Raw genomic sequence first — 19,716 nt, 5'->3', positions numbered from 1 at the left:
GGTCAACGGTGTGTTGGTCTCAAGAACTGTGGAGCTAAAGGAAGAACAAATGTTATCGGCGCTTTATTGGGCACAACGCTGTTTACTGTCGGATTATTTGATATCAATATTAACAGCGATGTTTTTTGTGCATGGGTCACCCAAGTCCTTATCCCAATACTTCCTAAAAACAGTGTAATCATGATGGATAATGCAACTTTTCACAAGAAACAGAGTATTCAACAAGTCATCATCGATGCGGGGCATATGGTGGAATCTTTGCCTACCTATTCGCCAGATCTTCATCCAATTGAACATAAATAAGCACAAGCTAAATGCAAAAAAAGAGCGCTCGGATGCGACACAGATATTTTGTTCGCACTCAATATGGTGTAATCAAAACTAAGTCACTTAGCTATATCACCATAAAATTAGCCAAATTCATCAATATTTGCGCGATGGTGATTGTTACCAAATTAATTTAGCGCAACGTTTTAAAGCCAAATATCAGGGTAATGAATGGGAAGCGTTTCTTAAACTTAATCAAAATAATCAGGCACCCTTCTCTGCTTTTAGAACAACATTGCGTGCATTCGTTTAGAACAACATTGCGTGCTCAGTGTATCACCTGAACGTTTTCTTTGGCTGAATGACAATTCAATTCAAACCCGTCCAATCAAAGGCACATTGCCTAGGCTGACTGATGCCCAAAAAGATCAAAAACAGATAAAACGTTTACAATTATCAACCAAAGATCGCACTGAAAACGTAATGATAGTTGATTTATTGCGTAATGATATTGGTGAAGTTGCAATACCAGGAACACTCAGTGTACCAGAACTTTTTATGGTTGAATCTTTTCCGGCTATTCATCATTTATTTAGCACTATTGTTGCACAATTGCCTTCTAGCTATCATCCCACTAATCTATTAAAAGCCTGCTTTCCAGGCGGCTCAATTACCGGCGCGCCGAAAATACGTTCAATGGAAATTATTGATGAATTTGAACCTCATCGTCGCCATACTTACTGCGGGGCAATTAGTTATATCAGTTTCTGCGGTACGATGGATACAAACATCAGCATACGTACCTTATTAACTGAAAATCAAAACCTTTATTGTTGGGCAGGCGGTCGAATTGTGGCAGATAGTACCGCCGAAAAAGAGTATCAAGAGACTTTTGATAAACTGAGTAGAATATTACTCGTATTAAAAGATAATCAATGTTAATGAATATGTTAGATAATTTTATTAACCGATTTCAATTAATATTACCTATCGCCACTAGTACAGCTCAACCTGTTAATACCGATAGCGCAAAAAAAAGTGCCGCTGTACCATTACCCATTATTTGCAAATCTGAACCCACTCTGCTATTTACCAAAAGAACTGATAACTTGCGTCTTCATGCTAGTCAGATTTCTTTGCCTGGTGGCGCTCGCGAACCCGATGATCATAATTTAATTGAAACGGCCTTACGTGAATCTTATGAAGAAATTAATATTTTGCCAAATCAGGTGCAGATCCTTGGAAAAATGTAGCCAATAAAAAGCCATAGTGGCTATTTAGTGACGCCTATTGTTGGATTACTATCAACAAAGGTTTGTTATTACAAAAATCCAGCGGAAGTAGCCCCTATTTTTGAAGTCCCACTGAAACACGCCCTCACCTTAACTCATCATCATTCCATTATGATCAATAATGCAGGTCATAAAAAGCGTCTATTCTTTTATCGGTACAATCAATATCTAATTTGGGGATTAACTGCAACAATTCTCAATAAATTGGCCTTACAACTTGTTTAAAATAGGCAAAAAAATAAAAAATCTTTTTATTTTACATTTTATTCACTGCTACTAGTAAATTTCAAAAAAACGATAAACTGGCAATCCATTATAACACGGTAATACTACAACCATAACATTTAGTCTTAAGTGATTACTTTATCGTTTTTATTTTTCCAGGGGGTTCTTAGTGATCAGTGTTTTCGATATGTTTAAAGTAGGTATTGGCCCATCCAGTTCTCATACCGTTGCTCCAATGAAAGCGGGTAAAGAATTTGTCGATCAATTGGTAGAAAAAATCTACTTTCCTCCGTCACTCGTATCGCTGTTGATATTTATGTTTCACTTTCATTAACCGGAAAGAGACATCATACTAATATTGCTATTATTATGGGTTTAGCGGGTAATTTGCCAGCAAGCGTTGATATTGAATCAATTGCAGATTTTATTGCCAATGTTGAGCAAACTGAACGTTTATCTTTCGCAAATACAAGCCATTATGTTGATTTTCCACGCCAAGGCGGGATAAATTTTCATTATAATAATTTACCATTACATGAAAATGGTATGACCATTACCGCTTTCAATAATGATAAGCAAATATTCAGTAAAACATATTACTCGATAAGTGGCGGCTTCATTGTTGATGAAGAACATTTTGGCCAACAAATATCTACTAATAAAAAAGTACCCTATGCCTTATAACTCAGCAGCTGAACTGTTACTTCATTGTAAGAAAACCGGTTTATCTGTTTTTAGTCTTATGATGGAAAACGAATTAGCGCTGCATACGAAAGAAGAAATTGACCACTATTTTGCTAATATTTGGCATATCATGGAGGCTTGTATCGATAGAGGGTTTAATACTGAAGGTATTTTACCCGGCCCGCTTCGCGTCCCCCGACGCGGGCCGGCACTACATCACATGCTGACCGCTTCCCCAAAAATATCCAATGACCCAATGGATGTCGTTGATCTGATCAATATGTTTGCATTAGCGGTTAACGAAGAAAATGCCCCCGGTGGTCGTGTGGTAACAGCACCCACTAATGGTGCCTGCGGCATCGTTCCTGCTGTGTTAGCTTACTATGATCATTGTATAGAACCTATTATACCGGCTCTTTATAATCGTTACTTTTTAGCTTCAGGGGCAATTGGTATTCTTTACACAATGAATGCCTCTATATCAGGTGCTGAAGTCGGCTGCCAAGGTGAAGTCGGTGTTGCCTGTTCAATGGCCGCTGCTGGATTAACGGAAATTGCTGGGGGGCAATCCTGAACAAGTCTGTATTGCCGCTGAAATTGGTATGGAGCATAATTTAGGTCTTACCTGTGAGCCAGTTGCAGGAAAAGTTTAAGTCCCTTACATTGAACGTAACGCGATTGCGTCAGTAAAAGCTATTAATGCGGCAAGAATGGCATTACGTAGAACAAGTGAACCCCGAATTTCTTTAGATAAAGTTATCGAGACCATGTATGAAACAGGTAAAAATGTGAATGCTAAATACCGTGAAACTTCTCGCGGAGGTTTAGCTATTAAAGTTCAGTGTGATTAATTTATCACGCATCTTAAAATATATTCCTTATCGTTTATAACCCTTTCTATAAAATGGTTATTTTTATTTATTACACATTTTTATAGGCAATTAGTTAAAAATCTTACTTGTATTAAAGTACAGTTTATATCTATAGAATTAAAAATTAAATTCTATTATTATTTCATACAAGATAATAACAACTATAACAAAATCAACTTGCTTGATAAAAGTTATCTTTCTCTAAATATATTTATATGTATTTTAAATTTTCTGATCGGCGGCATATTTTTTCTTATATTTAAATGATAATCTATAAACTAATTAATTAGTTTCAATAATGGTTAATACTTTATAACATGAAAAACTATTCATATTAGTGATTATTTGATTGTATTCATCCGTCAACGGAGAGTACACTATAATAATCATTTTTATTATTTAACCTACTTCTTAAGGGGAAAAGTAGTGAGTGTAGCTATTATAATTAGCACTCATGGTGTTGCTGCAAAACAGTTGCTCATGACCGCTGAAATGTTGATTGGCGAACAACAAAATATCGCTTATATCGATTTTGTTCCAGGTGAAAACGCTGATACATTAATTGAAAAATATAATCAAAAGCTTAATGAGCTCGATGTTTCTCAAGGTGTGTTATTTTTAGTAGATATGTGGGGAGGCAGTCCATTTAACGCCGCTAGTCGAATTATTGAAAGTAAAGATAAAGAAAAATATGATATAGTTACCGGAGTTAACGTCCCCATGTTAGTTGCTACACTACTATCCCGTGATGATGATCCTACTTTTAGTCAATTAGTCAACACTGCTATTGAAACCGGTCGCAGCGAAATTAAAGCGCTCAACAATCAGCAGACTAGCAATAAACCGCAAAATTCACCGACGCCAACTCCCTCTCCAAAGGTAACCAATTCAGCTACGCAAGGCCATATGTTTATTGCCCTTGCACGAATTGATGATCGTTTAATTCATGGTCAAGTGGCTACTCGCTGGACCAAAGAGACAAAAGTTAAACGTATTATTGTAGTCAGTAATGAAGTTGCTAAAGATCATGTTCGTTCCACCTTATTAAAACAAGTTGCGCCACCGGGTGTCACTGCGCATGTGGTCGACGTAGAAAAATGTATTCGTGTCTACAATAATCCTAAGTATGCCGGTGAACGCGTTATGCTGTTATTTACGAATCCAACAGACGTTTTACGCCTTGTGGACGGTGGTGTCGAAATAAAATCTGTTAATATTGGTGGCATGGCATACCGTGAAAGTAAAACACAGGTTAACAATGCAATCTCGATCGATAATGAGGATATTGATGCTTTCAATCAATTATCGAAACGAGGCATTGAACTTGAAGCGCGTAAAGTTTCTAGTGACAACAAACTGGATATGTTAGCTCTCATCAAAAAAGCAAAAAACTGAGTTTCCTTTTTTGGTTATCCATTCACGACTTAAAAATAGATTCACCAACGTTGTTGGTTACAGGAGATAAACAATGGAGCTTACCGTTGTTCAAATCATACTCGTTTTCCTTGTTGCCTGTATTGCAGGTATGGGTTCTGTGCTAGATGAATTCCAATTTCATCGTCCTTTAATTACTTGTACACTAATTGGTCTCGTACTTGGTGATCTAAAAACAGGGATAATTATCGGCGGCACGCTGGAAATGATCGCGCTCGGATGGATGAATATAGGTGCGGCTATGGCTCCTGATGCCGCCCTAGCCTCAATTATTTCTACCATTCTGGTTATTGCCGGCGGGCAGGATATTGGTACCGGTATTGCACTAGCAATTCCTTTAGCTGCCGCAGGACAAGTATTGACCGTTATTGTTCGGACAATTACTGTTGCATTCCAACACGCATCTGATCGCGCTGCATTATCTGGTAATTTACGTGCATTAACCATAATTCATATCTTAGCTCTGTTATTACAGGCTATGCGTATTGCTATTCCTTCTTTAATTGTTGCTATTTCTGTAGGTACTTCAGAAGTCCAACACCTACTGGATTCAATTCCTGAGGTTGTCACTAAAGGGTTGAATATTGCTGGCGGTATGATCGTTGTTGTCGGTTACGCTATGGTAATCAATATGATGCGTGCAGGTTATCTAATGCCATTCTTCTACTTGGGCTTTGTAACTGCTGCATTTACCAATTTCAACCTAGTTGCACTAGGCGTGATTGGTGTTGTGATGGCTATTCTCTATATTCAACTCAGTCCAAAATACAACCAATCAAAAATTGCTGCTTCGCAAAATAACGGCAATAGTGATTTAGATAATGAATTAGATTAATTAAGGAATGTAATAATGGCAGATACAACTTCAGTAAACCAAAAAAATCTAAAAAAGCTTACTGCTGGTGATATTCGTGGAGTTTTTTTACGTTCCAATCTTTTTCAGGGATCGTGGAACTTTGAACGGATGCAAGCCCTGGGCTTTTGTTTTTCAATGATCCCAGTGATCCGCCGTTTATACCCTGAAAACAGTGAAGAACGTAAACAAGCCATTAAACGCCATCTTGAGTTTTTTAATACTCATCCTTATGTAGCAGCGCTTGTTTTAGGTGTCACCATAGCGATGGAAGAGCAAAGAGCTAATGGCGCGGATATCGATGATGGTGCAATTAATGGTATCAAAGTAGGTTTAATGGGCCCTCTAGCGGGCGTTGGTGACCCTATTTTTTGGGGCACAGTACGTCCAGTATTTGCGGCTCTAGGCGCTGGAATAGCAATGTCAGGTAGTCTACTAGGACCGCTACTATTTTTTATTTTGTTTAATTTAGTTCGCTTATTAACCCGTTATTACAGTGTTACCTATGGCTATAAAAAAGGGCTTGATATTGTTCATGACATGGGGGGTGGGTTTTTACAAAAAATGATCGAAGGTGCTTCTATCCTAGGGCTATTTGTCATGGGTGCATTAGTCAATAAGTGGACTAATGTTAATATCCCTTTAGTTGTATCAGAAATAAAAAATCCCAATACTGGTGAGGTAACAATTACCACCGTACAAACTATCCTTAATCAATTAATGCCGGGTTTAGTGCCATTATTACTAACCTTTGGTTGTATGTGGTTATTGAGATGCAAGGTTAATCCACTATGGATTATCATTGGTTTCTTTATTCTAGGTATTGTTGGCTATTGGGCTGGATTTTTAGGCTAACAGACTCAATTTCTTAATTTTCTATTGCGGGAGTTTGCAACCTCCCGTTTTTAATTTTATCTATACAGCAGATTAATAATCGATTGGAGTCTTTGCTTATGCATATGAATAATATTGTATTGACTTTCTTGATCCTACTAATGCTAACTTATGCTATCTATGAAGAATTGATTGTTAACTTATTAAATGGAAAAACAAAATTAAAAATAAAGTTAAATCGTAAAAATAGAATCGATGCCGTTATTTTTATTATACTGATCGCGATTGTTATTTATCATAATATTATTCAACATGGTAGTCAGATAACAAACTATTTATTAATGATTAGCATTATTATTGCTGTTTACTTAACATTCATTCGTTATCCTAAGCTTTATTTTAAAGATAAAGTTTTTTACTACAATAATGTCTATATATTGTACGAAAATATTAAAACAATTAATTTATCGAAAAATGGAATATTAATAGTCGGTTTAGAAAAAAGAAAAATTTATATTGCTGTTAAACAATTTGATGATTTAGATGAAATCTACAATTTTATGATTAATAATAAATAAATAAATAAATAAACAAATAAATAAATAAATAAATAAATAAATAATATTTTTAATTACTTTTATATATTTAATCAACTAGAATTATTATTTTTATTAAAAATTAAATGATATTAATTTTATAAATTAATAAAAACTTAAATAATTGCCTTTTATTATTTTTATGATACCTTTTGTGATAAGTCATTGGGGAATAGCCTGTTCTAAATAAAATTGTCTATTAGCGATTAATTTAGAAATTTCATGTCAGCATACTCGTTATGATCCATAACTTGGCATAAATACCTGATAAGGTTGGCGAGACCATAGACATATTTTTACTCTAGGTTGGAAGTAAAAATATGTGTATGGATAACTTTCCAACTGAGACAGTATAATGAACTTATACGCAACCCTAGCTTTATCTCTTGCATTATCGATGGATGCTTTTGCTGCATCTGTTTGCAAAGGTGCTAGCTTGTTTAATCCCTCTTTACGTGAAGCAATAAGAACTGGTTTTATTTTTGGTATTATTGAGAGGCCATCACTCCCATCATTGGCTGGAGTTTGGTACTATTGGCCAGCCACAGTATATTATTAAGTGGAATCATTGGATAGCGTTTAGTCTATTATTCATGTTGGGTAGCCAAATGATATAGCTAAGCGACTTAATTTTGATTACACGATATTGAGTGCGAACAAAATATCTGTGTCGCATCCGAGCGCTCTTTTTTTTGCATTTAGCTTGTGCCCATTTATGTTCAATTGGATTAAGATCTGGCGAATAGGTAGGCAAATATTCGCCCATATGCCCCGCATCGATGATGACTTGTTGAATAGTCTGTTTCTTGTGAAAAGTTGCATTATCCATCATGATTACACTGTTTTTAGGAAGTACTAGGATAAGGACTTGGGTGACCGATGCATAGAAAACATCGCTGTTAATATTGATATCAAATAATCCGGTAGCAAACAGCGTTGTGCCCAATAAAGCGCCGATAACATTTTTTCTTCCTTTAGCTCCCCAGTTCTTGAGACCAACACACCGTTGACCTTTCGGGGAATAGCCGTGAGTCCGCGGGGTATCGTGTGAAAAACCACTTTCATCAATAAAAACAATATGCTTGCCTTCTTTTTCATACTGTTGTTTTTTTTGTTGAAACGTTTATCAAGTGTTTTCGTCGGCTTTCGGATGACGTAGAGTTTTTTTATAGGTCAATCCCATTTTTTTAAGAGCTTTACAAATGGCCTTCTGACAAACGCTAAAACGCTCTGCACGCTCTTTTTTGGTAAGCATCTGGGATATTGTTCAACATCTTTTATCAACTCGGATTTATCGATTTTTCACTGACGCGTAGTCGATGCTTTTGGCTCTATTTGATTAATCCAACGCGATAAAGATGCAGAGCCAATCCGAAATTGCTTCACTGTTTCTCGGATACTCAACCCTTCTTCTTCCATCGTACATATCACTTTACGTCTAAAATTAATTGAATAGCTCATATAAATAATGTCATCAAAATTAAGTCGCTTAGCTATATGTCAAAGTTACCATCATGCAAAAAACAATAGCAAATCTCAACCTATTCACTGTCACAATTCTTTTAACCTTATTACTTACTGCCTTAGCAACCAGTCTGGATGCAATGGCTATTGGTGTGAGTCTGGCCTTTTTGCAAATTAATATCATCCATACAGCAATGGCAATCGGACTAATGACCATGATTATGGCAACACTTGGAATATTATTAGGTCGTTATATTTGTCCATTATTAGGAAAAAAAGCAGAAATGATTGGCGGTATTACACTAATAATTATCGGATTTAGTATCGTTTATCAAAATATTTAATTTATTAAATAAGTAATACACACGTATGTTTTTAATACTTTTTTAGGTTAAAAATGATAGCAAAAAGACACTAAACAATAATTGATTGATTGATTGATTGATTAATTACATTATTTTAAAATAGAATATATTATAGACTGATAATAATAATTTTCATTAATTACAAATGGCATTTTTTGCCTATCTATAAATATCAAAAATCATAAAATAGAACTTATAAATAAATCAATAATTCTTTACAGTTAGGCTATTTACCCACTGATTGTGGAAGGTGAACATGTCGGAAAATGTAATCAATGATATTGTTGATTGGCTAGAAAGCCAATTACAACGAAATGAAGGCATTAAGATTGATACCATTGCTAATAAAAGTGGTTATTCTAAATGGCATTTACAAAGGATCTTTAAACAATTAAAAGGTTGCACTTTAGGTGAATATGTTCGTAAACGTCGATTACTCGAAGCAGCCAGGTTATTACGAGAAAATAAATTTTCTATTCTAGATATAGCCCTACAATACGGTTTTAGTTCGCAAGCAACTTTTACCCGCATTTTTAAAAAACATTTTAATACTACACCGGCTAAATTTCGCCAAAATGGGCAGTTACCCGACTTTAATCAATTTATGGACTAATCTAGAATTATTAATTTTTAGACTTTAGTTATTATATGCCAGTCTAAATGCTGGCTTTACCGCTGCTTGCCATAAAATTATGCTTGAATATATCTCTTTCCAGCAATAAATGCTAATAATTAAGAATCATTAATTTGATTCATGCTATTTCATTGACTAACCAATTTTCTAATTGTATAACCTGCTGATGAAAATTTGGATATTGAAACTGGATCTCAGCAATTAATTGCTTAATTGTCGCTGCTTAGTATTTTTTGCCAATCAACTTTTGACTAAAACGCTCTAATGGCGATGGATTTAAACTATCCGTATAAATTTTGCTAGTTGAAATTTTTCCTTTATCAATATCAAAATGAAGTTCAACTCCACCCCAGACAAATCAGGTTTCAAGTATATGACTAAAAGCTGGCGCGTGACCAAAATTCCACTCCCAGCTAGATTGTTCAGCATAAATGTCAAGAAAACCGGGTAAATCAGGCAAATTAGTTGGTGAAATTATTTCTGCCTTCACTACCTCATCATAATAGTTAAAAAAAATTGTTTGCTAAGGCGTTACAAATTGCCTGATGACTAATCAGAACATCAATTTCAGCTAAATTCATTACTCTAGAATGTACGCAGGTAATGCCTTTACTAATTAATTTCTTCGGATCCAGATTTAAATAACTGGCTAAACGGTTTAAATCGGTATTAATAAGTAAAGTGCTATGATGAAAACCGCGATCGTGTGTTTCAAAATAAGCTGATCCGGAAATTTTACGCTCACCATGGGCGGAATAATGGACAACTAGATCATTTCGACCTGAAACTTGAGCCTTTATCCAAACCTCAGCTAGTTCTGCAATAATAATTTGTGTCGAAATAAGTTTTATGATAGCCTAGGCTAGGCTAGGCTAGTTTACCCGCCATAAAGGTAACGCCATAAAGGTAAAAGAGGTGTTTCCCAAATCATGAAACACCGCGCACCACCACTACTGCGGCGACAAGCTAATTTGACTCCATCTTGGGCCATTTTACGTGTATTACACTCTTTCCATGGATTTTGTGCCCAACCAATAACAACAGTATTATTATTGCGCCAAAGAAACATAATCCGCTGCTTGACTGACATTTTGCGAAAAATAGCCTCTTCAACAGCTAAATTAAACCAGCGATCAAATGATTCAGAAATAAGAAGACGTATTGAAGCCATAAGAATTTTACCAGCCTATAGCTAGGCGACTTTAAAATGATTACAAGTAATTACTCTATATCAGTCAATTTATATTGGAAAAAACATATATTTTTGTAATCAAAAATAAGACGCTTAGCTATATTTGCCCCGCATCGATGATGACTTGTTGAATACTCTGTTTCTTGTGAAAAGTTGCATTATCCATCATGATTACACTGTTTTTAGGAAGTACTAGGATAAGGACTTGGGTGACCCATGCATAGAAAACATCGCTGTTAATATTGATATCAAATAATCCGATAGCAAACAGCGTTGTGCCCAATAAAGCGGCGATAACATTTTTTCTTCCTTTAGCTCCACAGTTCTTGAGACCAACACATCGTTGACCTTTCGGGGAATAGCCGTGAGTCCGCGGGGTATCGTGTGAAAAACCACTTTCATCAATAAAAACAATATGCTTGCCTTCTTTTTCATACTGTTGTTTTTTTGTTGAAACGTTTGTCGAGTGTTTTCGTCGGCTTTTGGATGACGTAAAGTTTTTTTATAGGTCAATCCCATTTTTTTAAGAGCTTGCCAAATGGCCTTCTGACAAACGCCAAAACGCTCTGCACGCTCTTTTTGGTAAGCATCTGGATATTGTTCAACATCTTTTATCAACTCGAATTTATCGATTTTTCGCTGACGCGTAGTCGATGCTTTTGACTCTATTTGATTAATTCAACGCGATACAGATGCAGAGCCAATCCGAAATTGCTTCGCTGTTTCTCGGATACTCAACCCTTCTTCTTCCATCGTAAATATCACTTTACGTCTAAAATCAATTGAATAGCTCATATAAATAATGTAATCAAAATTAAGTCGCTGAGCTATATTATAACTAAAAATGACACTTAAATACGGCGTGCCTGCCAGAAAACCTTGCGCCAGTGTATATATTGTTTAACGAAGAGCGAATAACACCTTTGCTAGTTGAGGCATGAATAAAAGTATTATCCGTATCATAAATACCAACATGTAGACCATTTTCACCTGAACCGGTTTTAAAAAAAACCAAATCGCCCGGCATAAGATCGTTAATATTAATACGGGTGCCATAAGTGGTTTTAGCTATTGTAGTGCGCGGTAATTGAATGGCAAAACGATCACTAAAAGTTCGATAAACAAAGCTTGAACAATCAACTCCACTTCATGCTAAACCACCATAACGATATGGCGTACCATACCATTGTGATAGTTGTTCTTTAAGTTGAGTGATGGTCATAATAGGATCAGAAAGTTGGCTTTTTAACGGCGGAGCTGTTCTGTTTACTGAAGAAGAACAGCCAATTAAAGTAAGGTAAAATAAAAAAGAAGGTGTTTAATTTTTATTAGCATAAAGCACCTTTATCGCTTAATAGGATAATTAAATAGACTTTAATCAGTGTTTAATAAAAAAAAGTTTTTATTAATCGGTAATCGCTATTTTTAAGCAATACACTGGCTATAAAAATAAGTATTCTGCTGAGTTTTTTAGCTTTATTTTCGCGTTACTTCAGGCCGAGAAATAATCCAAATACCAAGCAAAATAAATACTACACCGAAAAATTTAATCAATGTCGCCGATTCATTAAACCAAGGCAAAGTAACTGCGAATAAATAAACTAGTACATAGCTTAAACTAATCAGTGGATAAGCTTTACTTAATGCTAAAAATTTCAAGGCAAATAGCCAGCAAACCATCGAAAGCACATAGCCAATTAAACCGATAAAAATCAACCCAAACGCCGGGAGATTTTCAAGTAACCAATTAACATCCATACACTGATGAGTTAATTTAAACTCAGCTAATATAGTTACTCCAGCTTTTAAACAAAGCTGAGCTAAAGTGATCAATATTACACTACCGATACCCCAAAAGTCGCCTTTCATATATTTAATAAAACTATACCCAACATGATAATAAATACGCCGATCCAATGTTTGATACTGATCTTCTCTTCATAAATAAATTGTTCAATCAGTGTAACGATAACAAAGTTAATACTTAACATAGGATAAGCAATACTAAGCGGTAAAATTTGTAGTAATTTAAGCCAAAATAGCATGCCTAACGCAAGCAAAATAATCGCTATTACCAGCCATTTAATGGCTAAACTATTTTTTGCCGGCAAACCACTTTGCCAATATATCACCGCTTGCTTTTGGCAAACCTGTCCAATGCAAGTTAACAGGCTAACAATTATCAATAAGAAAAAATGTGTCATGGTTTTTGATAATAGGTCATTATTGCTATTCTTGTATTGCGAACTAGATGATCAGGCTTAGGAATATCATCAGGCAGCCTTTCATTTCTACGTAATAAAAGAACCACTGAAATTTGTACTTCTTTCCGAGACAAGCTAAGCCATTTAGCAAAATTTCCTTGTTTGATTAAGCGAAATTGGCTATCGGGATAATTTAAGCCGTATCTTAATTCACCTGATCTTTCATATAAATAAATATCACCTTGATGTAATTCCCATGCCAAAGCTGCGCCTAATCCAACATTATCGGCTAGCACAAACTTACTTTCTTCCAACAAAGATATATTTTGCCGAATTAATTGCTGCGGTAACTTAGAATCAATAGTATCTTGCGGTAATGCATAGCTTATTGATAAGCTCAAAGCTAAAGAACATGCCGCGCCCCACAGCCAATACCTGGCATTCGATATCAGACTAAAATAGCCAATAATCAGCCAAATGCAAAAAACCGTTATACCTAATGCCAGTTTTGGGCACTCCAACGGGGTATATAAAGGATGCTCAACAAATAACCCCATAATAATCAAAGTAATAATTGCCAATATGGCAAAAGCGATATTGGTAAAACCGTTAAATTTAATGGTTGTTAAATTGCGATTTTTAACACAATCAACCGAATATTTTGCCATCATTAATGCAAGCGGTGCCATCACCGGCAACATATAAGTAAGTAATTTACCCTTAGCGATACTAAAAAATACAAAAGGGACAATAAACCAACAAAGCAGAAAAAACATCTCCGGTTTGATTTTTCGTTCCCGCCAACTTTTTAATAATGTACCAGGTAAAAGCCCTAACCAAGGTATTACACCAAGTAAAATAATGGGAATATAAAACCAAATAGGCGCTTTATGTTGGGCATCCTCCGATGAGAAGCGCTGAATATGTTCTACCCAGAAAAAATAATGCCAATAATCCGGTTCATATTGATTGACAGCTAATGCCCAAGGAAGGTTTATTAATGCCGCACTGATGATGGCTATGCCACCAAATTTGAGCATCTCAGTAAAACGTTTTTGATACAACATAATTGGGATCATGACAATAACCGGGATAGCTAAGGCTAAAAAACCCTTGGTCATAAATGCCATACCACAGGTCAGCCCCATAACTGCCCAGGCAAGTAACTTTGCAACAATCGTTGATGCTTTTAATAACCAAAAACAACATAGCATACAAGCAGTAAGCCACATGGTAAGCATCGGATCGAGTACGCTATAGGTGCCAACCGCAAAAACCAAAAACATCGAAAAATACATCAAAGTAGCAACAAACGCGACATTTCGATTACGCCAGATTACCATCGCTGACCAGTAAATTAAGCCAGCGCTGATCATAGTTGCAAACACAGCACCAAAACGAACAGCAAAATTGGTATCACCAAATATCATTTGACTGATATTATTTATCCAATATCCGGCCACTGGCTTTTCAAAATAGCGAATATTAAGCAAGTAAGGCACAATCCAATCACCTTTTTGCAACATTTCTCGGCTAATTTCTGCGTAACGCGTTTCATCTGGCTGCCACAACAGTCGGCCATTTAACGGTACTAAATAGGTAAAAATAAAAAAAAGTGCTAATAAAAAAGCACCTGTTTTTTGTAACTGTTTAGTTAACATCAAGCGCTATACCTCGTGTTGACACCCTAGCCAACCCTCACGACTTCGAAAAGATGAACCAATAATTTTTCCGTGTGGTAAAGAATTAATATCATTAGGTATTAATTCACGCAACGGACAAAATATCATTTGTTCTGCAATCATTCTCGCTAGTAAGCTATTAAATTGCATCGATTTAGACATACCTTCTACTTCAGTATGAATAGTATAAACAGGCGTTCCTGCATCTTCCTGCATCGCGTTAATAATAAAATCATTAAAGTTTTCATCTTTAACCAAAGTGCCAACAACTTCATCATAAGTCGGTAGTGTTACTGGAATTTGTACAGTACCAATCGAACCATCCGCTAGAATAGGACGAAAAGGATGGGTACCACGGCAATCACTATTATAGTCAAATTTAAAATTTTCTTTCGCCGTTAATACACGTTCATCGGCCCGCCAACCAGCCACAGCTGAACATTTCACGGTAGCGCTCGTTGCGGCTTTAAGCGCATCCACGCCTAATTTAATTTGTTCGACTAATTTGGTTCTTGGCCATTTACCTACATTAGCCTGCCAGCCTTGATGATCCCATGCATGTAGCCCAACTTCATGACCTGCATCCAATGTTTGTTTCATTAAGTAACCTAGATCATCGGCTATTTTTTTGCCTGACCAGGCTGTACCGGCTAATAAAATATCCCAACCATAGAGTGATGTCGCATTCGATCTTAACATTTTCCATAAAAATTTAGGTCGAAACAGGCGCCATAAATGTCGCCCCATGTTATCTGGACCGACACTGAAAAAAAAACTGGCTCGAATTTGATATTTAGCGAGCACTTTAAGTAACTGTGGGACACCTTCTTTGGTACCTTGATAGGTATCCACATCAATTCTTAAGCCAATTTTCTTCATTATTTTTACCTAATTCTTCCGTCGCAGCTTGCAAAAAGAAATCTAAAGTTTCATCAATAGTCTGTTTCATATCAACAGTTGGCTCCCAATCCAGCAAGCGCCGCGCATTTTCAATACTCGGTCTACGGTGCTCAACATCTTGATATCCTTTACCATAATAACTACTACTTTCAATCTTTTTAAGACCAGCAAATGGAGGAAAGTGTTTACGTAACGGATGTCTTTTAAAACTGTCAAGTAGCATATCAGCTAATTGAGCAATGCTTGCTTCATTGGTCGGATTACCAATATTAATAATTTGACCATCGCATTTTTCATCCTTATTTTCAATAATACGAAATAATGCTTCAATAGCATCTTTAATATCGGTGAAACAACGCTTCTGAGCGCCGCCATCAACTAATTTTATCGGTGAACCTTCGACCAAATTTAAAATTAATTGGGTAATCGCTCGTGAACTACCAATACGGGCAGAATGTAAACTGTCGAGACGTGGGCCCATCCAATTAAACGGTCTAAATAGAGTGAATTTCAACCCTTCTTTAACACCATATGCCCAAATAACGCGATCTAATAACTGTTTAGAAACAGAATAAATCCAACGTTGTTTGTTAATTGGTCCGAGAATTAAACGGGAAGTATCTTCATCAAATTCTTTATCATCACACATCCCGTAAACTTCAGAAGTTGATGGGAAAATAATACGTTTATTATATTTTACACAATAACGCACTATCTTTAAATTTTCTTCAAAATCTAACTCGAAAACTTTTAATGGATTGCGAATATATTCAATCGGTGTTGCAATAGCAACCAGTGGTAAAATGATGTCACATTTTTTAATATGATATTCAATCCACTCAGTATGAATACTGATATCGCCTTCAACAAAATGAAAACGCTGATCATCACCAAAACGGTGATCATTAATAAAACGGGCAACAGCAGAAGAACTAATATCCAAACCATAGATATCATAGTGACCATCTGCTAATAAACGTTCGGTTAAGTGATTACCAATAAAACCATTTACACCCAAGATCAAAACACGCTTACGGCGTTTTACCTGGGTCGTCGGTCTAGCACCAACTCGCACGCCATTGACGATTCCCATTTCAGCCGCTAACCGCGATCCTTCAACGTATAATCCAGCTCCACTCTGCCCGGTCAGAATTTCAAGCACACCTTGGCCACAAGCTATTTGCAATGGTTCGGTAGAAATGATTGTACCTGGTAATTTATCGTGTGATTTTTCTAGCACACGGGCACGCCAGACAATCATTTTACTATCAGCCAAATAAGTAAATGCACCTGGATATGGCTCGGTTACCGCTCGTACTAAGTTATTCACTTCGGTAGCAGATTTAGACCAATCAATTAAACCATCTTGAGCGCTACGACGGCCAAAATAGGTTGCCTTACTTTCATCTTGGGGTATTGCTAAATAATCACCTATTTTAATTAATGGTAATGTATCAGCCAAAAGCTGTTCAGCCGCGTGACGAATTTTCTCATGTAACACTAATGCGGTATCTGTTGCATCAATAGAGATTTTTTTCTGTCCAACAATATCACCCGCATCCGACTTGGCTATCATCTTATGTAATGTGACACCCGTTTCTGTTTCACCATGCAAAATAGCCCAATTGATCGGCACACGACCACGATATTTGGGCAATAAAGAACCATGCAAGTTAAAAGCACCTTTAGGGGCTAACGCCAATAACTCTTGACTAAGCATGTGGCGATAGTAAAAAGAGAAAATAACATCCGGTTGCATTTTCTCAATACGCTCAATCAAAAGTGAATGATTGACATTTTCTGGCGCAAATACAAATAAGCCCATCTCAGCTCCCAAGCGCGCAACTGAGGAAAAGAAATGATTCTCTTTAGGATCATCTGTATGTGTAAAAACAGCCTGAATTTCAAAGCCCGCCTCCTGTAGCGCCTTTAATCCCACACAACCAATATCATGGTAAGCAAAAACAATAGCTTTCATTATTTTTTTTCCTGATTTTCGTCAGTATCTAGATGAACACCAACTATCTTTTGAATAAAGTAACGGGGTCGGGCACGAACATCATTGTACATTCTGCCAATATATTCACCGAGTAGTCCCATGGCAATAAATTGCGCGCCAATAAATATGAATAGAATAGCAAACAGCGTAAAAACACCCTCTGCAGCCCACATTGCACCAAAAATAAGACGCAAAATAATTAACAGAACCGCCAGTAAAAATCCACTTGCCGCAATAAAACTACCAACTACACTCAACAAACGTAATGGAGTAGTAGTTAAACAAGTGAGTAAATCAAACATTAAATTTACTAGCTTCATCAAACTATATTTTGAATCACCAAACTCACGTTCTGCATGGGCAACATCAATTTCGATCGTTCTTTTAGCAAACGTATTTGCTAAAATGGGAATAAATGTACTGCGTTCATGACACTGTAGCATCGCATTAATAATATTACGCCGATAAGCACGCAACATGCAGCCATAATCGCCCATGGTGCGCCCAGTTGCTTTGGTGATCATGGCATTAATGATTTTTGACGCTGTTTTACGAAACCAAGAATCTTGCCGATTCATCCGTCTGGTCCCGACTACGTCATAGCCTTCTTCCCCTACCTGTACAAGATGTGGAATTTCTTCAGGCGGGTTTTGTAAATCAGCATCCAAGGTGATCACAAGATCACCGGTTGCCTGTTTAAAACCAGCCATAATGGCAGAATGTTGCCCATAGTTACGATTTAAAATCACTGCGATAACGTGATTTTCCGGATTTTCAGCAGCATCCATCAGCAATCTAGCTGAATTATCAGCACTACCATCATCAACTAAAATTAATTCATATACCTGTTTCAATCTCTGACAAGCAGCCAATGTTCTTTCCAATAACTGGGGTAAGCTTTGCTCTTCGTTATAAATAGGGATAACGATAGAAACTTTTTTTATTTCTTCAAAATCATTTTGAAAAGACACTATCTCGGCTCCAAAAAAATTTCATTAATAGCAGCAACAACGCGATCAACATCTTGAGCACGCATGCTAGGGAATAGTGGCAATGAACATAAAGTCTTCGAGTTCCATTCAGAATTAGGTAGAGAAAGCGATGGATAATGTTCTCTATAATATTTTTGCGTATGAGCCGCTCGGAAATGTAGACCAGTAGCAATATTCTTGTCTTTTAAGCGTTCCATAAAACTATCACGGTCAATACCACAGACAGGTTTATCGACTCGAACCATAAACAGATGATTGGCATGTAAATGGGGATAATCGGGTACATCCAACATTTTTAATGGCAGATTGGCAAGCGCTTGTCGATAATAAGCAACAAGCTCTGCACGACGTTTATTTATCTGTGTTAACTTTGTTAATTGAACAACAGCAATTGCCGCATGAATATCAGAGAGATTATATTTAAATCCAAGTTCAACAACCTCAGCCTGTGGTTTACGACCTTGTATTTGTCGATCGAAGGCATCTACACCTAAACCATGAAATTTTAAACATCGCAGACGTGTGGCCAAAGCATCATCATCGGTAGCGACTAAACCGCCTTCGGCACAAGTGATATTTTTAAGCGCATGAAATGAAAAAATGGCGGTGCCCTGTTGACCAATCCATTCACTTTGATACTGAGTACCTACAGCATGAGCCGCATCCTCGATCAATGCGATATTGTTTCTTTGTGCAATCTCACGTAACGCGTCAAGATCGCATGGCGCCCCGGCGTAATGTACCGGAATAATCGCTTTTGTCTTAGGGGTAATCGCCTTCTCAACGACATCAGGCTGAATCATTAAAGTGTCACGATCTACATCAATCATGACTGAATGTGCCCCTAACAAGGTGATCATATTAATGGTTGAAACCCATGTTAATGAGGGGGTAATAACTTCATCTCCAGGACCAATTCCTAAGGCCGTAAGCGTTATATGCATACCTGCTGTTGCAGAACAAAAAGCAATTGCATGCCGACAACCAAATTTATGGCGAAAGTCTTCTTCGAGTTGATGATTTTGCGGCCCGGTGGTTATCCAACCAGAACGTAATACATTTTCTACCGCCCGGATCTCTTCTTCACCTATTGCTGGTCGAGAAAAAGGAAGAAAATCATTCATGAGATTAACCTACTAGGAATTCATCTAATATTTTTTAGAGTCAGTTGTATATAATATCATAAAATAGCTTAACTACACATCAACATGACAATAACTTTCCAAT

The 19,716-nt window shown here is 36.6% G+C and carries 20 protein-coding genes and 7 pseudogenes; 12 read left to right on the top strand and 15 right to left on the bottom strand.

Going from position 1 to position 19,716, the window contains the following annotated elements; genetic code table 11:
- From ARSQ2_RS05570 to ARSQ2_RS05525, 10 genes and pseudogenes are all read left to right on the top strand, one after another.
- Positions 1-303 (top strand): transposase (locus ARSQ2_RS05570; protein WP_181994647.1); only part of this gene is annotated, 303 nt, incomplete at its 5' end.
- A gap of 11 nt (positions 304-314) precedes the next feature.
- Positions 315-464 (top strand): hypothetical protein, encoded by a 150-nt coding sequence (locus ARSQ2_RS05565; RefSeq protein ID WP_181994646.1) that lies wholly within the window; start codon positions 315-317, stop codon positions 462-464.
- A pseudogene (pabB, locus tag ARSQ2_RS05560) lies at positions 398-1,209 on the top strand (aminodeoxychorismate synthase component I); the annotation flags it as partial. The gene ARSQ2_RS05565 and the pseudogene pabB, both read left to right, overlap by 67 nt.
- On the top strand, positions 1,209-1,520 hold the full coding sequence (locus tag ARSQ2_RS14210) for an NUDIX domain-containing protein (RefSeq protein ID WP_338078257.1): 312 nt from the start codon (positions 1,209-1,211) through the stop codon (positions 1,518-1,520). The pseudogene pabB and the gene ARSQ2_RS14210, both read left to right, overlap by 1 nt.
- 499 nt (positions 1,521-2,019) lie before the next feature.
- Positions 2,020-3,319 (top strand): annotated as a pseudogene (locus ARSQ2_RS13675) (L-serine ammonia-lyase).
- A gap of 447 nt (positions 3,320-3,766) precedes the next feature.
- Positions 3,767-4,735, top strand: a complete 969-nt coding sequence (manX, locus tag ARSQ2_RS05545; RefSeq protein WP_181994645.1) for a PTS mannose transporter subunit IIAB — start codon at positions 3,767-3,769, stop codon at positions 4,733-4,735.
- Between the two features lie 73 nt (positions 4,736-4,808).
- A complete protein-coding gene (locus tag ARSQ2_RS05540) occupies positions 4,809-5,609 on the top strand; it encodes a PTS mannose/fructose/sorbose transporter subunit IIC (RefSeq protein ID WP_181994644.1) in 801 nt (266 codons plus the stop codon).
- Positions 5,610-5,624: 15 nt separating this feature from the next.
- Positions 5,625-6,482 (top strand): PTS mannose transporter subunit IID, encoded by an 858-nt coding sequence (locus ARSQ2_RS05535; RefSeq protein ID WP_181994643.1) that lies wholly within the window; start codon positions 5,625-5,627, stop codon positions 6,480-6,482.
- 98 nt (positions 6,483-6,580) lie between these two features.
- On the top strand, positions 6,581-7,039 hold the full coding sequence (locus ARSQ2_RS05530) for a DUF986 family protein (protein WP_181994642.1): 459 nt from the start codon (positions 6,581-6,583) through the stop codon (positions 7,037-7,039).
- Between the two features lie 373 nt (positions 7,040-7,412).
- A pseudogene (locus ARSQ2_RS05525) lies at positions 7,413-7,671 on the top strand (manganese efflux pump); the annotation flags it as partial.
- Here ARSQ2_RS05525 and ARSQ2_RS05520 read toward each other — a convergent pair.
- From ARSQ2_RS05520 to ARSQ2_RS05515, 3 genes are read right to left on the bottom strand one after another with little or no spacing between them, the layout of a single operon-like run.
- Complete coding sequence (locus tag ARSQ2_RS05520; protein ID WP_181994650.1) at positions 7,623-8,126, bottom strand: transposase; 504 nt, start codon at positions 8,124-8,126, stop codon at positions 7,623-7,625. The pseudogene ARSQ2_RS05525 and the gene ARSQ2_RS05520 overlap by 49 nt on opposite strands.
- A gap of 57 nt (positions 8,127-8,183) precedes the next feature.
- On the bottom strand, positions 8,184-8,312 hold the full coding sequence (locus ARSQ2_RS13670) for a hypothetical protein (RefSeq protein WP_255487474.1): 129 nt from the start codon (positions 8,310-8,312) through the stop codon (positions 8,184-8,186).
- Between the two features lie 47 nt (positions 8,313-8,359).
- The gene (locus tag ARSQ2_RS05515; RefSeq protein ID WP_181994641.1) at positions 8,360-8,518 is read right to left on the bottom strand and encodes an IS630 transposase-related protein; all 159 of its coding nucleotides are present in this window, start codon (positions 8,516-8,518) and stop codon (positions 8,360-8,362) included.
- Between the two features lie 107 nt (positions 8,519-8,625).
- Between ARSQ2_RS05515 and ARSQ2_RS05510 the strand changes: the two are divergent.
- Positions 8,626-8,865: pseudogene (locus ARSQ2_RS05510) on the top strand (manganese efflux pump); the annotation flags it as partial.
- A 277-nt stretch (positions 8,866-9,142) separates the two neighbouring features.
- A complete protein-coding gene (locus ARSQ2_RS05505; RefSeq protein ID WP_181994639.1) occupies positions 9,143-9,499 on the top strand; it encodes a helix-turn-helix domain-containing protein in 357 nt (118 codons plus the stop codon).
- A gap of 139 nt (positions 9,500-9,638) precedes the next feature.
- Here the strand turns inward: ARSQ2_RS05505 and ARSQ2_RS05500 are convergent.
- The 12 genes and pseudogenes from ARSQ2_RS05500 to arnB form a co-directional block, all read right to left on the bottom strand.
- Positions 9,639-10,691 (bottom strand): annotated as a pseudogene (locus ARSQ2_RS05500) (lipoate--protein ligase).
- Positions 10,692-10,809: 118 nt separating this feature from the next.
- Positions 10,810-11,118: a transposase gene (locus ARSQ2_RS12625; RefSeq protein WP_238334331.1), complete on the bottom strand. Its 309-nt coding sequence runs from the start codon at positions 11,116-11,118 to the stop codon at positions 10,810-10,812.
- A 74-nt stretch (positions 11,119-11,192) separates the two neighbouring features.
- A pseudogene (locus ARSQ2_RS13665) lies at positions 11,193-11,381 on the bottom strand (IS630 transposase-related protein); the annotation flags it as partial.
- A gap of 9 nt (positions 11,382-11,390) precedes the next feature.
- A complete protein-coding gene (locus ARSQ2_RS12615; RefSeq protein WP_238334329.1) occupies positions 11,391-11,507 on the bottom strand; it encodes an IS630 transposase-related protein in 117 nt (38 codons plus the stop codon).
- Positions 11,508-11,563: 56 nt separating this feature from the next.
- Positions 11,564-12,047 (bottom strand): annotated as a pseudogene (locus ARSQ2_RS05485) (C40 family peptidase).
- A 141-nt stretch (positions 12,048-12,188) separates the two neighbouring features.
- Complete coding sequence (gene arnF, locus ARSQ2_RS05480; protein ID WP_181994649.1) at positions 12,189-12,581, bottom strand: 4-amino-4-deoxy-L-arabinose-phosphoundecaprenol flippase subunit ArnF; 393 nt, start codon at positions 12,579-12,581, stop codon at positions 12,189-12,191.
- Complete coding sequence (arnE, locus tag ARSQ2_RS05475; protein WP_181994636.1) at positions 12,578-12,916, bottom strand: 4-amino-4-deoxy-L-arabinose-phosphoundecaprenol flippase subunit ArnE; 339 nt, start codon at positions 12,914-12,916, stop codon at positions 12,578-12,580. The genes arnF and arnE overlap by 4 nt, the downstream gene beginning before the upstream one ends.
- A complete protein-coding gene (gene arnT, locus ARSQ2_RS05470; RefSeq protein ID WP_181994648.1) occupies positions 12,913-14,577 on the bottom strand; it encodes a lipid IV(A) 4-amino-4-deoxy-L-arabinosyltransferase in 1,665 nt (554 codons plus the stop codon). The genes arnE and arnT overlap by 4 nt, the downstream gene beginning before the upstream one ends.
- A 6-nt stretch (positions 14,578-14,583) precedes the next feature.
- On the bottom strand, positions 14,584-15,477 hold the full coding sequence (arnD, locus tag ARSQ2_RS05465; protein ID WP_181994635.1) for a 4-deoxy-4-formamido-L-arabinose-phosphoundecaprenol deformylase: 894 nt from the start codon (positions 15,475-15,477) through the stop codon (positions 14,584-14,586).
- Positions 15,452-17,476: a bifunctional UDP-4-amino-4-deoxy-L-arabinose formyltransferase/UDP-glucuronic acid oxidase ArnA gene (gene arnA / locus ARSQ2_RS05460; protein WP_181994634.1), complete on the bottom strand. Its 2,025-nt coding sequence runs from the start codon at positions 17,474-17,476 to the stop codon at positions 15,452-15,454. Before arnA ends, arnD begins: the two co-directional genes overlap by 26 nt.
- Positions 17,476-18,468: an undecaprenyl-phosphate 4-deoxy-4-formamido-L-arabinose transferase gene (gene arnC / locus ARSQ2_RS05455; protein WP_181994633.1), complete on the bottom strand. Its 993-nt coding sequence runs from the start codon at positions 18,466-18,468 to the stop codon at positions 17,476-17,478. The genes arnA and arnC overlap by 1 nt, the downstream gene beginning before the upstream one ends.
- On the bottom strand, positions 18,468-19,613 hold the full coding sequence (gene arnB / locus ARSQ2_RS05450; protein WP_181994632.1) for a UDP-4-amino-4-deoxy-L-arabinose aminotransferase: 1,146 nt from the start codon (positions 19,611-19,613) through the stop codon (positions 18,468-18,470). Before arnB ends, arnC begins: the two co-directional genes overlap by 1 nt.
- Positions 19,614-19,716: the final 103 nt, after the last annotated feature.

Origin of the sequence: Arsenophonus endosymbiont of Bemisia tabaci Q2 (genome assembly GCF_902713415.1) — a bacterium.
In the GTDB taxonomy this organism is placed as follows: domain Bacteria; phylum Pseudomonadota; class Gammaproteobacteria; order Enterobacterales; family Enterobacteriaceae; genus Arsenophonus.
The sequence above is the reverse complement of the archived record's forward strand: the minus strand, read 5'-3'. Positions and strand labels throughout refer to the sequence as shown.

Bases quoted from the DNA above. Each gene is read 5' to 3' on its own strand.
- ARSQ2_RS14210 (WP_338078257.1), top strand. From the start codon at position 1,209: ATGAATATGTTAGATAATTTTATTAACCGATTTCAATTAATATTACCT.
- arnD (WP_181994635.1), bottom strand. From the start codon at position 15,477: ATGAAGAAAATTGGCTTAAGAATTGATGTGGATACCTATCAAGGTACC.
- arnT (WP_181994648.1), bottom strand. From the start codon at position 14,577: ATGTTAACTAAACAGTTACAAAAAACAGGTGCTTTTTTATTAGCACTT.
- ARSQ2_RS13670 (WP_255487474.1), bottom strand. From the start codon at position 8,312: ATGCTTACCAAAAAAGAGCGTGCAGAGCGTTTTAGCGTTTGTCAGAAG.
- ARSQ2_RS05530 (WP_181994642.1), top strand. From the start codon at position 6,581: ATGCATATGAATAATATTGTATTGACTTTCTTGATCCTACTAATGCTA.
- ARSQ2_RS05535 (WP_181994643.1), top strand. From the start codon at position 5,625: ATGGCAGATACAACTTCAGTAAACCAAAAAAATCTAAAAAAGCTTACT.
- ARSQ2_RS05540 (WP_181994644.1), top strand. From the start codon at position 4,809: ATGGAGCTTACCGTTGTTCAAATCATACTCGTTTTCCTTGTTGCCTGT.
- arnB (WP_181994632.1), bottom strand. From the start codon at position 19,613: ATGAATGATTTTCTTCCTTTTTCTCGACCAGCAATAGGTGAAGAAGAG.
- ARSQ2_RS12615 (WP_238334329.1), bottom strand. From the start codon at position 11,507: ATGAGCTATTCAATTGATTTTAGACGTAAAGTGATATTTACGATGGAA.
- ARSQ2_RS05505 (WP_181994639.1), top strand. From the start codon at position 9,143: ATGTCGGAAAATGTAATCAATGATATTGTTGATTGGCTAGAAAGCCAA.
- arnF (WP_181994649.1), bottom strand. From the start codon at position 12,581: ATGAAAGGCGACTTTTGGGGTATCGGTAGTGTAATATTGATCACTTTA.
- arnE (WP_181994636.1), bottom strand. From the start codon at position 12,916: ATGACACATTTTTTCTTATTGATAATTGTTAGCCTGTTAACTTGCATT.
- ARSQ2_RS05565 (WP_181994646.1), top strand. From the start codon at position 315: ATGCAAAAAAAGAGCGCTCGGATGCGACACAGATATTTTGTTCGCACT.
- arnA (WP_181994634.1), bottom strand. From the start codon at position 17,476: ATGAAAGCTATTGTTTTTGCTTACCATGATATTGGTTGTGTGGGATTA.
- ARSQ2_RS05515 (WP_181994641.1), bottom strand. From the start codon at position 8,518: ATGAGCTATTCAATTAATTTTAGACGTAAAGTGATATGTACGATGGAA.